This is a genomic window from Streptomyces sp. NPDC003635 (genome assembly GCF_053587635.1).
The window spans coordinates 16,673-29,838 of record NZ_JBSFOK010000050.1 but is presented as its reverse complement, the minus strand read 5'-3'; the positions used below and the strand labels follow the sequence as shown (position 1 = coordinate 29,838).

Sequence of the window (13,166 nt, the reverse complement as noted above, 5' to 3'; positions counted from 1 at the left end):
CGTGGTGGCGTGTACCGGTTTCTGCTGACGCCCCGTTGGTGGGGGATCAACGTCTTCGTGCTGCTCGCCATCCCCTTCTGCGTCTTCATGGGGTCGTGGCAGCTGAGCCGGTTCGAGGAGCGGGTGGACGACCACCAGGGCGCCGAGGCGCGCGCCGCGTCCGACAAGCGGGAGGCCGCGCGGCCGGTGGCTGAGCTGCTGCCGGTGGACAAGGCGACGGTGGGCAAGCAGGTCACGGCCACCGGGCGGTACGGCGAGCAGCTGCTGGTGCCGGACCGGGAGCTGGACGAGCGCCGGGGGTTCTACGTCCTGACGCTGCTGCGGACCGACGGCGGGCAGGCCCTGCCGGTGGTGCGGGGGTGGCTGCCCGGGGACGCGGATCCCTCGAAGGTGCCGGCCGCGCCCGCCGGCGAGGTCACGGTCACCGGGGCGCTTCAGGCGTCCGAGCAGCCCGGGGAGAACGGCGTGCCGGGCCAAGGAGGGCTGCCCGCGGGGCAGGCCGGGGCGATCAGCGCGGCGTCCTTGGTGAACCTCGTGCCGTACGACCTGTACGACGCGTGGGTGACCCTGAACGACGGGGACGGGGGCATGCGGGCCGTACCGGCCGGCACGGCCCAGGGTTCGGGGCTGGATCTGAAGGCCTTCCAGAACCTCGGCTACACCGGGGAGTGGTTCGTCTTCGCCGGGTTCGTGGTCTTCATGTGGTTCCGGCTGCTGCGTCGCGAGGTGGAGTTCCTGCGCGACGCGGAGCTGGGCCTGGTGGCGGAGCGGGAGGCCGAGGAGCGGGTCACCGCCTGAGCGACGGCCGTACGGCGGCCGGGGCGGCGCCCGAGCGACCGCCCCGGGGTCCTACGCCCCCGCCAGTACCCCGGTCCAGTAGACCGTGCCCGCGCAGGCGCCCGAGATCGTGGTCTGGGCGGTGGGAGCCGCCGGGGCCGCGGTGTTGGACACCGTGACCGTGCCGTCCATGGTGCCGTCCGCCCTCAGGAGCTGGGTGGACGTGCCGGTGTCGCCGCCGGTGGAGGTGCCCTCCGTCGTGGTCGAACCGTCCGTAGGGGTGGGGTCGGCGGTCGGGTCGCCGGGGTTGCCCGTCGTGCCGCCGGAGTTGTCGCCGGTCGAGGGGCAGGTCTCCGAGGGGACCCAGGCGAACTTCACCTCGTACGCGGATCCCGGCTGGAGCAGCAGGGACGTCAGTTCCACCGACGGGTCGGGCAGGGCCGTCGCCGGGTCGCCGGAGATGTGGCGGGCCGTGGAGATCTTCGTCGGGTCCGCCGCGCCGCCGGCCACCGCGCTGAGCGAGCCCGGGCTCGTGACCGTGCAGGCGGTCAGGGAGGAGTTGGTGAAGCGGAAGGTGCCGTAGACCGTGCCGACCGCGTCCGGCGCGCCCGCGCCCGAAGCGGCGACCGCCAGCTGGTCCGCCGTACAGACCGCCGCGCCCGTCTCGGTCGTCGCCGACGGGTCCGCGCTGCCGCCCGGGCCGGTGCTGTTGCCGTCGCCCTCGCCGTCGTTCTCCTTCTGCTCGTTCTCCTTGCCCTGGTGCTCGGTCGTGCCCGAGGACCCGCCGACCGAGCCGGAGCCGCCGTCGGGGTCCACGCCCTGGCTGGCGCCGCCCTGGGCCTGGGTGCCGTGTCCCGCCATGGAGGGGTTGGCGCCCGGGCCCGTGGCGTTGGACACGTGCACCAGCGCCGGCACCGCAGTACCGACGAACAGCGCGGCCGCCGCCATGCCGACGAGGGCCTGCCGCTTGCGCGCCCGCCGCGCGGGCACCGCCCGCCGCAGATGCTCGAGTGTGCCGTCCCGCGGCTCGATCTCCTGCACCGCGTCCCGCAGCAGCCGCCGCAGGTCCAGCTCCTCGGAGCCCGCCCCGGCGCCGGCCTCGCCGGCCGGGCCCAGGGCGAGCGCCCGCAGCCGGTCCAGGCCGTCCGGGTCCGGCGCGGTCGTCTCACTGGCGTCGGCCTGTTCGGCCGGGGTCGCGGGGGCCGCCTCGTGCGGGCCCTGGTCGTCCGCGTGGTGCCCGGTGGGGCCCTGGTCGTCGGGGCCGTGGTTCACAGTTCCGTTCCCAGCGTGCGAGTGCTTCGGCGCCTTGGTGCGGCGCCGCCGTTCGTCGTGGTCCCCGCTCATGCCGGCGCCTCCATCGCGACCCGCAGCGCCGCGATGCCGCGCGAGCCGTACGCCTTGACCGAGCCCAGGGATATGCCGAGCGTCTCGGCGACCTGCGCCTCCGTCATGTCCGCGAAGTAGCGCAGCACCAGGACCTCGCGCTGGCGGCGCTGCAAGCCCTTCATGGCCTTGATCAGGGAGTCGCGCTCCAGCTGGTCGTAGGCCCCCTCCTCCGCGCTCGCCATGTCCGGCATCGGCTTCGACAGGAGCTTCAGGCCGAGGATGCGGCGGCGCAGTGCCGAGCGGGAGAGGTTCACCACCGTCTGGCGCAGGTACGCCAGCGTCTTCTCCGGGTCTCTGACTCTCTTGCGCGCCGAGTGGACGCGGATGAACGCCTCCTGGACGACGTCCTCGCAGGAGGCCGTGTCGTCGAGCAGGAGCGCGGCGAGACCGAGCAGCGACCGGTAGTGGGCGCGGTAGGTCTCGGTGAGGTGGTCGACCGTGGTGCCGGCGGCCGCCGCCTCCTCGGCGTAGGGCGCCTCGGAGCCGTCACGCTGACTGGGTATGCGGGCGGGCCGCGCTGCGGGCATGGGTGCGATCACCGGCATGCCGCCGGGCGTACCGGGCATGCGGGGTCGGCGGGAAGGGCGCGGGGGCCGTAGGGCCGTGCCGCGCGTCGCCGCATGGAAGTCGAGTACCTCTGCCACGCCAGTTGGACACGCTTCCCCCCGTGAGGGTTGTACGTGCCGGACGTCACTTTTGCGTCAGGCAGCACGACTGACGGTGCCTCACATGCACTCATGCGTCCCGTTCTTCCCCTATGTCCCATATGAACGGGCGTCCCCACGCCCTGCTCATGGCGTCCCCACGCCTGAAAAACGCGTCCACACACCCGCCGTAGGGCGACCGCAAAGACGCTCCCCGCCCTCCGCGCGGTTGCGGAGGGCGGGGAGGAAATCTTCGAACGCCGAAGAGGTCCTGATCAAGTGGTACGGACCATCATCCGGCTCACATTCTTCACGCAGATCCTACAAACTTCGCCCACCAGGACCGCACGCTTTTCCGGTCGCGGGCCGCCGGTGCGACAACTCTGCCGCGGGCCGCCGGTACGGCACCTCTGCCGCGGGCCGCCCTCAGGAGAACTCGGCCGCCACCAGCTCGGCGATCTGCGCGGTGTTCAGCGCCGCCCCCTTGCGCAGGTTGTCCCCGCACACGAAGAGCTCCAGCGCCGTGGGGTCGTCCAGCGCCCGGCGCACCCGGCCGACCCAGGTCGGATCGGTGCCGACCACATCCGCGGGCGTGGGGAACTCCCCCGCCTCCGGATTGTCGAACAGCACGACCCCGGGCGCCGTGGCGAGGATCTCGCGGGCCCGGGCCACGGTGACCTCGCCCTCGAAGCGGGCGTGCACGGTCAGGGAGTGCGTGGTGATCACGGGAACCCGGACACAGGTCACCGCCACCGGCAGCGACGGCAGCCCCAGGATCTTGCGGGACTCGTCCCGCACCTTCATCTCCTCCGACGACCAGCCGTCCGCCCGGGGCGACCCGGCCCACGGCACGACGTTCAGCGCGACCGGCTCCGGGAACGGCCCGGTGTTGTCGCCGACGGCCCGCCGCACATCACCGGGGTGGGTGCCGAGCTCCGTGCCCGCGACCAGCGCCAGTTGCTGCCGCAGCGTCTCCACGCCCGCCCGGCCCGCGCCGCTCACCGCCTGGTACGAGGACACCACCAGCTCGCGCAGCCCGAACTCGGCGTGCAGCGCGCCCAGGGCGACGATCATCGACAAGGTCGTGCAGTTGGGGTTGGCGATGATGCCGCGCGGCCGCATCCGGGCCGCGTGCGCGTTGACCTCGGGCACCACGAGGGGTACGTCGGGGTCCATCCGGAAGGCGCCGGAGTTGTCGACGACGACCACGCCCTTGGCCGCGGCCACCGGCGCCCAGCGCTCGGCCACCTCGTCGGGGACGTCGAACATGGCGATGTCGACCCCGTCGAAGCACTCCTCCGACAGGGCCACCACCTCGACCTCCTCGCCGCGCACGGCCAGCTTGCGGCCGGCCGTGCGCGGCGAGGCGATCAGACGGATCTCGCCCCAGATGTCCGCGTGCTGGGACAGGATCTGGAGCATGACCGTGCCGACGGCGCCGGTCGCTCCCACGACTGCGAGCGTCGGCCGCCGGGACCCGGACATCAGCGGCCGGTGCCGCCGTACACGACCGCCTCGTCGCTGTCGGAGTCGAGGCCGAAGGCGGTGTGCACGGCGCGCACGGCCTCGTTGACGTCGTCGGCGCGGGTGACGACCGAGATGCGGATCTCGGAGGTCGAGATCAGCTCGATGTTCACGCCCGCGTCGGACAGCGCGGTGAAGAAGTCCGCCGTGACGCCCGGGTTGGTCTTCATCCCCGCGCCGACCAGGGAGATCTTGCCGATCTGGTCGTCGTAGCGCAGCGAGTCGAAGCCGATGCCGGCCTTGTTCTTCTCCAGGGCGTCGATGGCCTTGCGGCCCTCGGCCTTGGGAAGCGTGAAGGAGATGTCCGTCAGCCCGGTGGCGGCGGCGGAGACGTTCTGCACGATCATGTCGATGTTGATCTCGGCGTCCGAGATCGTGCGGAAGATCGCGGCGGCCTCGCCCGGCTTGTCCGGCACACCGACGACCGTGATCTTGGCCTCGGAGGTGTCGTGCGCGACACCGGAGATGATGGCCTGCTCCACCTTCTGGTCCCCAATCGGCTGACTGCTGACCCACGTGCCCTGAAGTCCGCTGAAGCTGGACCGCACATGGATCGGGATGTTGTAACGGCGGGCGTACTCCACACACCGGTGGAGCAGCACCTTGGAGCCGGAGGCCGCGAGCTCCAGCATGTCCTCGAAGGAGATCCAGTCGATCTTCTTCGCCTTCTTCACCACCCGCGGGTCGGCGGTGAACACGCCGTCGACGTCCGTGTAGATCTCGCAGACCTCGGCGTCGAGGGCGGCCGCCAGTGCCACGGCCGTGGTGTCGCTGCCGCCGCGGCCGAGCGTGGTGATGTCCTTCTTGTCCTGGCTGACGCCCTGGAACCCGGCCACGATGGCGATGTTGCCCTTGTCCAGGGACTCCCGGATCCGGCCCGGCGTGACATCGATGATCCGCGCTTTGTTGTGGACCGAGTCGGTGATGACGCCTGCCTGGCTGCCGGTGAAGGACTGGGCCTCGTGGCCCAGGTTTTTGATCGCCATGGCCAGCAGGGCCATGGAGATCCGCTCTCCGGCGGTCAGCAGCATGTCGAACTCACGCCCCGCAGGCATCGGTGATACCTGCTCGGCGAGATCGATCAGCTCGTCCGTCGTGTCGCCCATCGCGGAAACGACGACGACCACCTGGTGGCCGTTCTTCTTCGCTTCCACGATCCGCTTGGCGACGCGCTTGATGCCCTCGGCATCGGCTACGGAGGAGCCTCCGTACTTCTGCACGACAAGGCCCACGTGCGCTCCTCGCTCAATCCGTCTCTTTCCGCAGGCACACGTATGCGCTGCGGCCGGTTCAGTCTATCGAGCGCCCGAAATCGGCCATCGTGAAGCCACATGGTGAGACCCGGACACCCAAGACGGTCCCTGCCCCCACCTTCGGGGGAGCACTCCGCAAAGTGGGCCAGGTCACCCGTTGACGCTCTCCGTAGTCGCTCGCTAACGTCGCGTCGTCGTCGCCACACCAGGAGCACACGGCTCCATCGGGACTTGCGACGCGTGAAGGATTTCCTTCCTTGACGACTGCGACCGTCTCAGAGATCCAGCACGTCACCCCCTCCGGCCTCTTCGAGGTCCGCGCCTTCACCCCGCACTGCGAGGTCATCCGCGCCGCCGGAGACCACGCCGTCATCGGGGTCTCCCCCGGGAACAGCTATTTCTCCGCCCGGCGGGTCCTGGACCTGGCCCGCTGGGGGATGGCCCTGTTCGACCGGGTGGACTTCGTCTACACCGATCTGCACATCGCGGAGATGTACGAGGCGTCCGGCTACCGCCCCGACGACGCCCGCCGCAAGGCGGTGAAGAACCTGCGCGGGGTCCGCGCCAAGGTGCGGGGCGCGGTCCGGGCCGTGGACCCCGGCGGCACCCGGGTGCGGGCCCACGCCATGTCGGACTTCGGCGCCAACCCCGCCTACCGCGACCTGCACGAGCACCTCACGGCCCGGCTCGGCACCGACGAGGAGTTCCGCACGACCTGCGAGCAGCTCGTCGGCTCCTTCCTGTCCGGCAGGGCGGAGGACGCCACCGAGGCCCAGCGCGAGGTCTGCATGGCGTACGTCTGCGCCGAGGCGCCCCTCTTCCTGGACACCCCGGCCGTCCTCGGCGTCCCGTCCTCCCTGAACTGCTACCACCAGCTGCTGCCGATGGCCGAACTGCTCTACGCCCCCGGCGCCGGTCTGCGCGCCTCGCGCAACCAGGGCCACGCGATCGTCACCCCGGCGCAGGAGGCGACCGATGTCCACTGACCACTTGATCGACTTCCCCTTCTCCTGGCGCGGCGACCAACTCCCGCGGGAAGTCGAGGAGTTGCGCACGAACACCCCGGTCCGCCGGGTCCGCACCATCGCCGGCGACGAGGCCTGGCTGGTCTCCTCGTACGACCTGTGCAAACAGGTCCTCGACGACGCCCGCTTCAGCCTCAAGGACACCGCGGCCCCGGGCGTTCCCCGCCAGTACGCGCTGACGATCCCGCCCGAGGTCGTCAACAACATGGGGAACATCACGGGCGCCGGCCTGCGCAAGGCCGTCCTCAAGGCCCTGAATCCGAAGAGCCCGGGGCTCGTCGCGTGGATGCGGTCCTGCGCCGGCCGGCTCGTCGACGCCCTGGAACGGGCGGGCGCGCCCGTGGACCTGCGGGCCGGTTTCGCCGACCCCTACTCGGCGGGCATGCACTGCCACATCCTCGGCATCCCGCAGGATGACGCGCCCCGGCTGATGCGCAGCCTGGACATCGCGTTCATGAACTCCGCCTGCCCGGTCACGGGCGCCCGGCTCAACTGGGACCGCGACATCGCGCACATGAGCGAGCGGCTCGACGACCCGGCGACGAGCGGTCTGCTGGCCGACCTCGCGGCGCTGCGCGGGGACCCCGAGTACGCGCACCTCACCGACGAGATGCTGGCGACGGTCGGGGTGACGATGTTCGGCGCGGGGGTCATCTCGACCTCGGGCTTCCTGAGCATGGCCCTGGTGTCGCTGTTCCAGCACCCGGAACTCCAGGCGGACTTGGTGGCGGACCGCGGGAGGATCCCGGCGGCGGTCGAGGAGCTGCTGCGCGTCAACCTGTCGATCGGGGACGGCCTGCCGAGGCTGGCCCTGGAGGACGTCCGGCTCGGAGACGTCGACGTACGGGCGGGTGAGCTCGTCCTCGTCCTCGTCGAGGGCGCCAACTTCGACCCGGCCGCCTTCCCCGACCCGCACACCGTCGACCTCGGCCGCGCCAACAGCGCCGCGCACCTCTCCTTCGGCGGCGGCCGCCACTACTGCCCCGCCACGGCCCTCGGCCGCAAGCACGCCGAGGTCGCCCTCGACGTACTCCTGGACCGCATGCCAGGACTCCGGCTCGCCGTACCGATCGAACAGCTGGTCTGGCGAACCGGCTTCATGAAACGGATCCCGGAGCGACTCCCGGTCATGTGGTGACCGCACGCTGAAAACTCGGCGACCGGCCGCCTTCAACCGGTCGCCGAGTCACGGGCTGTGCCTACTTCACCGTCCGCAGCCCCAGCGGTCCCGCGATCTCCTCCGCCATGACCTTGCCCGCCTCGAACTCCAGGGTGTCGTCGCCCATGGACTGGTCCGTGTCGAGACCGTCGAGTTCTTCCAGGGGCTGGTTCAGACGGACGTGGGCGAGGACGGACTGCAGGGCGCGCAGGGTCGCCGACGCCGTGGAGCCCCAGTTGGAGAAGTAGGAGAACTGCCACCACCACAGGGCCTCGGTGGTGCGGCCCGCGCGGTAGTGGGCCATGCCGTGCCGGAGGTCGGTGATCACGTCCGCCAGGTCGTCGGAGATCCGGGCGGGAACGGGCGCCTTGCGGGGCTCGTAGGGGTCGAAGACCTCCGAGTAGACGTCCACCGGGTCCAGGATGCGGGCCAGGCGCTCACGGAGTTCGTCGACGTCCGGTTCCGGGCCGAGGTCGGGCTCGTAGCGCTCCTCGGGGACGATGTCCTCGTGCGCGCCGAGACGGCCGCCGGCCAGCAGGAGCTGCGAGACCTCCAGGAGGAGGAAGGGGATCGCCGATTCCGGCTCGTCGCCCTTGGCCACCTCGGTGACCGCTACCAGGAAGCTCTCTACCTGGTCCGCGATCTGGACCACGAAGTCGTCCGGGTCCTGGTTCGTCGCGTGCAGCGTGGCGTCAGACATCTAGGAGTCGTCTCCCCTCGAAGGCGCGGCCGAGGGTGACCTCGTCCGCGTATTCCAGGTCGCCACCCACCGGGAGGCCGCTGGCCAGGCGGGTGACCTTGAGGCCCATGGGCTTGATCATGCGGGCGAGGTACGTGGCCGTGGCCTCGCCTTCCAGATTCGGGTCCGTGGCCAGGATCAGCTCGGTCACTGTCCCGTCGGCCAACCGCGCGAGAAGTTCTCGTATACGGAGGTCGTCCGGACCGACGCCCTCGATGGGGCTGATCGCGCCGCCGAGCACGTGATAGCGGCCGCGGAACTCGCGGGTGCGCTCGATCGCCACGACGTCCTTCGGCTCCTCGACCACACAGATCACCGACGGGTCGCGGCGGGCGTCGCGGCAGATGTTGCAGAGCTCTTCCTGCGCGACGTTTCCACAGGTCGCGCAGAAACGGACCTTCGCCTTGACCTCCATGAGGGCCTGCGCGAGCCGCCGCACGTCCGTCGGCTCCGCCTGCAGGATGTGGAAGGCGATCCGCTGCGCGCTCTTGGGACCGACGCCGGGCAGCCGACCCAGCTCGTCGATCAGGTCCTGGACCACGCCTTCGTACAACGGACTGCCGTCCTTCCTGGGTTCCTCCGTACGGCCCTTCACTACGTACGGTAGAGGGCCTGCCGCCGTCTTAGAAAGGCAGACCCGGGATGCCGCCGCCGAGGCCCTGGGCGAGCGGGCCGAGCTTCTGCTGCTGGAGGGTCTGGGCGTTCTCGTTGGCCGCGTGGACCGCCGCGACGATCAGGTCCGCGAGGGTCTCGGTGTCCTCGGGGTCGACCGCCTTCGGGTCGATCTTGAGAGCGCGGAGTTCGCCGGCGCCGGTGACGGTCGCCTTCACCAGGCCACCGCCGGACTGACCGTCGACCTCGGTCCTCGCCAGTTCCTCCTGGGCGTTCGCCAGGTCCTGCTGCATCTTCTGGGCCTGCTGGAGCAGCTGCTGCATGTTGGGCTGGCCACCACCGGGGATCACGATCAGCTCCTTGTCGTATGGCTTCTGGAACGAGCCTACGTGGTCTGGTCAGCCGTCGCCCCGGCACTCTTTCGAGTGAGGCGAATGTGCGGCCTATACCTGATCAAGGGCCACTTCCGAGCGGAAAAGCGGTGAAAGCATCCCCTTCGCCACCCATTGGGCGGTAGGAAGGGTCCCGCACATGAGCATCAGCCGTCACGCGATGTGATCGGTCAGGAGCAGGTCGGGACCAGGTAGGGAGTGCCGGGTGGGTCAGCCGGAGATGCAGCCCGAGTATCCGCCGGGCGATCTTGTGGGGCGGGCGTTTCCGCTGGGCGACTGGGGCGAGCCCGCGGTACGGCTGGACGAGCTGTACCAGTGGGTGGAGCGCGGGGCGCTGGACACGGCGGCCTGGTATCTCACGGACCGGGTGTGGAAGCGGCGCGGGGCGCGGGTGCTGCGCGGAGGGGCGGCGTTGGGGGCGGTGTCCGGGGCCGCGTTGCCGTTGCTGGATCTCACCGGGGTGCTGGGTGGGGTGGCGCCGTGGGGCTATCTGGCACTGCTGCTGGCGGTGGCGTGTGTGGGCGTGGACCGGTTCTTCGGGGTGACGTCCGGGTGGATAAGGGACGTGGCCACGGCGCAGGCGGTGCAGCGGCGCCTGCAGGTACTTCAGTTCGACTGGGCCTCGGAGAGCGTACGGGAGGTGCTGGGGCCTGCGGAGGGTACGGCGAGCGAGGCGGCGGACCGGTGTCTCGGGGTGCTGCGGCGGTTCTCGGAGGACGTGACGGAGCTGGTGCGGACGGAGACGGCGGACTGGATGGTGGAGTTCCGGACCGGCTCGGCGCCGATGGGCATCCAGGGCGCCGTCGCTGGAGGCGGCCGCCAGGACGGCACGGTGGTCCAGGGCCGCTTCCCCCTCCCCCCCGGCGGCCCGACCCGCCCCAACATGCCCCGCCAACGCCCACCGGAGCCGAGGTGACGGGGGCGAGTGTCAAGGGCCGGTGACGAAGGCCCACTGACGGAAGCCGACCGGTGTCGAAGGCCCGGCGACGAAAACCGGCCGGTGCCGAAGGCCCGGCGACGAAAACCGGCCGGTGCCGAAGGCCCGGCGACGAAAACCGGTCGGCGTCGAAGGCCCGGTCCGTGTCAAAGGACCGCCGACCCAGGCCGCCGACGAAAGCCGGTCCGTGTCAAAGGACCGCCGACCCAGGCCGCCGACGAAAGCCGGTCCGTGTCAAAGGACCGCCGACGCAGGCCCGCTAACGGAATCGGTGGGCCTCGAAGGACCGCCGACGGGGCCCGCTGACGGAAGCTGGTGTCTAGGGGCGGTGCCGAAGGGCCGGCCACGGAGCCCCGGCGACGGAAGTCGGTGTCGAGGGGTCGGCCGTGGAGGCCCTCTGACAGGGGCCAGGCATCGGGGTTCCGTAGGGGGTCCGCTGACTGAGACCCTGTGACAGTGGCCCCGACGGAGTCCGCTGTCCGGGGCCCAGCGGCGAGGACCGGTGACAGAAGCCCAGCCACAGGGCCCAGCAGCGGAGTCCGGTGACAGAAACCCAACGACAGGGCCCAGCGGCGGGACGTTGGCGCGGCCCGAGGCGACGTCGTCGCCGATCGGGTTGTCCATCTGGACGCGGTAGCCGATCCGCTTACGGCGGGGCACCCGGCGCTCGTACCAGACCATGACGGCCGAGGCCACGATGCCGGCCGCGGCCGTGGCGACGGCGACGACGTTCTCTGCGCTCAGCAACTCCATCGGGTGCCCCCGCGACTCCCCGGAGCCGGACAAGTGTGCGGACACCTCATGTTCGGTGGGTGAGGCATTCCGGGCACGTCTGCGGATGTTCGCCCAGCATTCAACCAGCCGGGCGGACAACCCGAGTTGGTCACTCCCGGAGGTACGTCAGCTTCTCCCCCGTGCTCGCGTTGACCCGCTCCAGCCGCCCGTCCCCGAGCAGCGTCAGCTCCGTCGCGCCGCCCGGGGTGCAGGACGAGGCCGGTTCGCCGACGCTGACCGTGGACGGGCCGATCTCCAACGGGCCCTCCGGCGCGGGCGCTTCGGCCAGCGTCGCCTGGAAGACGCAGTGGTAGTCCGCGCCGTCCGCGACGAGCGAGAGCACGGTGTCGCCCACCTCGCCCTGCTGGAGGGTGAGCCGGCGGGTGTGGTGGCCGGCGTCGTTGTCGAGGGCGGCGGACCAGGTGCCGAGGTACTCGGCCGGGACGGTCCCCGCGTCCGGCGACCGCGCGGACACCGTCGGAGTCGGCTCCGCGGTCGACGGACCCGGTGTGACCGGCGCGCTCGTCTGCTGGGTCGCGTTCGTGTTCTTGCCGTCGTCCTCGGTGCCGTTCATGAGGGCGTAGACCGAACCTCCCGCGGCGACCGCCACGACCAGCGCCACCGTGAGGAGCAGGGCCGTGGAACGGCCGTCGCGGCGCGGCGGCCCTGGCGGGGGCACGATCGGGCCGTACGGCGCCGTGGAGCCGTAGGGCGGGGGCGGGGGCGGGTACGCCGGGTGGGGGTGGCCGTACGCCGGGTGGGGCGCGGCGCCGAAGGGCGGCGGCGGGGCCTGCGGCGGCGCCACGGCCGTGGGGAGATGCCCCATCGGCCCGCCCGCCCCGGGCTGTCCCGGAACGGGCGGCCCCAGTACGGCCGTGGGAGCGGAGTCGTCCGCCACCGCCGCGTGCTCCGGGGATCCGGTGTCCGCCCTCGCGGACCCGGGCGCCCCCGGCTCACCCGTCACCGGGTCCTCCGCGTCGAGCAACCCCACCGCCTGCCGCCCGAGTTGGGCCACCAGTGCGCTCGGCAGCCAGGGATCCCGGGAGCGGCCGTCGGAGACGGTGGCCTCGGCGCCCGTACGTTCCAGGATCCGCGCCAGGCTCGGCCGGGACCGCGGGTCCTTGCGCAGGCAGTCCCGGACCAGGTCGGCGATGCCCTCCGGGACGCCCTCCAGATCCGGCTCCTCCTGGGCGATGCGGAACATCAGGGCGTGGACACCGCTGCCGCCGGAGCCGAAGGGAAGGCGGCCGGTGGCGGCGTAGGCGAGGACGGACCCCAGGCAGAAGACGTCGCAGGCGGGCGTGATGCGGTCGCCGCGGACCTGCTCGGGCGCCATGAAGCCGGGCGAGCCGACGAGCGCCCCGGCGCGGGTGAGGCCGGACTCGGTGACCGTCTCCAGGGCCCGGGCGATGCCGAAGTCGATGACGCGGGGGCCGTCGATGGTGACGAGGACGTTGGAGGGCTTCAGGTCCCGGTGGACGATCCCGGCGGCGTGGATGTCGGTGAGCGCGTGGGCGAGCCCGGCGCCGAGGATCCGTACCGAACGCTCGGGCAGCGCCCCGTGGTCGTGCCCGACGACCCGCTCCAGGCTCGGCCCGGCGACATACCCGGTGGCCACCCACGGCACGGCGGCCTCGGTGTCGGCGTCGAGCACGGGCGCGGTCCAGTCGCCGCCGACCCGCCGCGCGGCCGCCACCTCCTGCCGGAACCGCGCCCGGAACTCCTCCTGCGCGGCGAGTTCCTCCCGCACCAGCTTGACCGCGACCGTGCGCCCGCGCTCCGACCGGGCGAGATACACCTGCCCCATCCCGCCGGCCCCGAGCCGCGCCAGCAGCCGATACGCGCCGATGCGCTGCGGATCCCCCGGCCCCAACTGGTCCATGCAGGCCCTCCCCCGCCATGCCCCCGTACGACGGATCCACGATAGTGCGGGCATACCGGGCG

The 13,166-nt window shown here is 71.8% G+C and carries 12 protein-coding genes and 1 pseudogene; 4 read left to right on the top strand and 9 right to left on the bottom strand.

Annotated features, from left to right (window positions below):
- Positions 1-9: 9 nt before the first annotated feature.
- The gene (locus ACWDRW_RS33370) at positions 10-798 is read left to right on the top strand and encodes an SURF1 family protein (RefSeq protein ID WP_451730022.1); all 789 of its coding nucleotides are present in this window, start codon (positions 10-12) and stop codon (positions 796-798) included.
- Positions 799-849: 51 nt separating this feature from the next.
- Here the strand turns inward: ACWDRW_RS33370 and ACWDRW_RS33365 are convergent, their stop codons facing one another.
- From ACWDRW_RS33365 to ACWDRW_RS33350, 4 genes are all read right to left on the bottom strand, one after another.
- Positions 850-2,121, bottom strand: a complete 1,272-nt coding sequence (locus tag ACWDRW_RS33365; RefSeq protein WP_451730019.1) for a hypothetical protein — start codon at positions 2,119-2,121, stop codon at positions 850-852.
- A complete protein-coding gene (locus ACWDRW_RS33360; protein WP_451730016.1) occupies positions 2,118-2,729 on the bottom strand; it encodes a SigE family RNA polymerase sigma factor in 612 nt (203 codons plus the stop codon). Before ACWDRW_RS33360 ends, ACWDRW_RS33365 begins: the two co-directional genes overlap by 4 nt.
- Positions 2,730-3,233: 504 nt before the next feature.
- Positions 3,234-4,292 (bottom strand): aspartate-semialdehyde dehydrogenase, encoded by a 1,059-nt coding sequence (locus ACWDRW_RS33355; RefSeq protein ID WP_451730014.1) that lies wholly within the window; start codon positions 4,290-4,292, stop codon positions 3,234-3,236.
- Positions 4,292-5,563, bottom strand: coding sequence for an aspartate kinase (locus ACWDRW_RS33350; RefSeq protein WP_451730011.1), 1,272 nt, complete (start codon positions 5,561-5,563; stop codon positions 4,292-4,294). The genes ACWDRW_RS33355 and ACWDRW_RS33350 overlap by 1 nt, the downstream gene beginning before the upstream one ends.
- Before the next feature lie 278 nt (positions 5,564-5,841).
- Between ACWDRW_RS33350 and ACWDRW_RS33345 the strand changes: the two genes are divergently transcribed.
- Both ACWDRW_RS33345 and ACWDRW_RS33340 read left to right on the top strand, forming a co-directional pair.
- Positions 5,842-6,570 carry a tRNA-dependent cyclodipeptide synthase gene (locus ACWDRW_RS33345; RefSeq protein WP_451730008.1) on the top strand — a complete coding sequence of 243 codons (729 nt, stop codon included), beginning with the start codon at positions 5,842-5,844 and terminating at the stop codon, positions 6,568-6,570.
- Positions 6,560-7,747, top strand: coding sequence for a cytochrome P450 (locus tag ACWDRW_RS33340; protein WP_451730005.1), 1,188 nt, complete (start codon positions 6,560-6,562; stop codon positions 7,745-7,747). The genes ACWDRW_RS33345 and ACWDRW_RS33340 overlap by 11 nt, the downstream gene beginning before the upstream one ends.
- A 61-nt stretch (positions 7,748-7,808) precedes the next feature.
- Here ACWDRW_RS33340 and ACWDRW_RS33335 read toward each other — a convergent pair whose 3' ends face one another.
- From ACWDRW_RS33335 to ACWDRW_RS33325, 3 genes are all read right to left on the bottom strand, one after another.
- The gene (locus ACWDRW_RS33335) at positions 7,809-8,468 is read right to left on the bottom strand and encodes a DUF5063 domain-containing protein (protein ID WP_451730002.1); all 660 of its coding nucleotides are present in this window, start codon (positions 8,466-8,468) and stop codon (positions 7,809-7,811) included.
- Complete coding sequence (gene recR, locus ACWDRW_RS33330) at positions 8,461-9,060, bottom strand: recombination mediator RecR (RefSeq protein ID WP_361275583.1); 600 nt, start codon at positions 9,058-9,060, stop codon at positions 8,461-8,463. Before recR ends, ACWDRW_RS33335 begins: the two co-directional genes overlap by 8 nt.
- 70 nt (positions 9,061-9,130) lie before the next feature.
- The gene (locus ACWDRW_RS33325; RefSeq protein WP_451729999.1) at positions 9,131-9,469 is read right to left on the bottom strand and encodes a YbaB/EbfC family nucleoid-associated protein; all 339 of its coding nucleotides are present in this window, start codon (positions 9,467-9,469) and stop codon (positions 9,131-9,133) included.
- Positions 9,470-9,716: 247 nt separating this feature from the next.
- On the opposite strand from ACWDRW_RS33325, the gene ACWDRW_RS33320 reads away from it, so the two are divergent.
- A complete protein-coding gene (locus ACWDRW_RS33320; RefSeq protein WP_451729997.1) occupies positions 9,717-10,427 on the top strand; it encodes an SLATT domain-containing protein in 711 nt (236 codons plus the stop codon).
- A 600-nt stretch (positions 10,428-11,027) separates the two neighbouring features.
- Here the strand turns inward: ACWDRW_RS33320 and ACWDRW_RS33315 are convergent.
- Both ACWDRW_RS33315 and ACWDRW_RS33310 read right to left on the bottom strand, forming a co-directional pair.
- A pseudogene (locus ACWDRW_RS33315) lies at positions 11,028-11,201 on the bottom strand (phosphate ABC transporter substrate-binding protein); the annotation flags it as partial.
- Positions 11,202-11,331: 130 nt separating this feature from the next.
- Positions 11,332-13,104, bottom strand: coding sequence for a serine/threonine-protein kinase (locus ACWDRW_RS33310; protein WP_451729994.1), 1,773 nt, complete (start codon positions 13,102-13,104; stop codon positions 11,332-11,334).
- Positions 13,105-13,166: the final 62 nt, after the last annotated feature.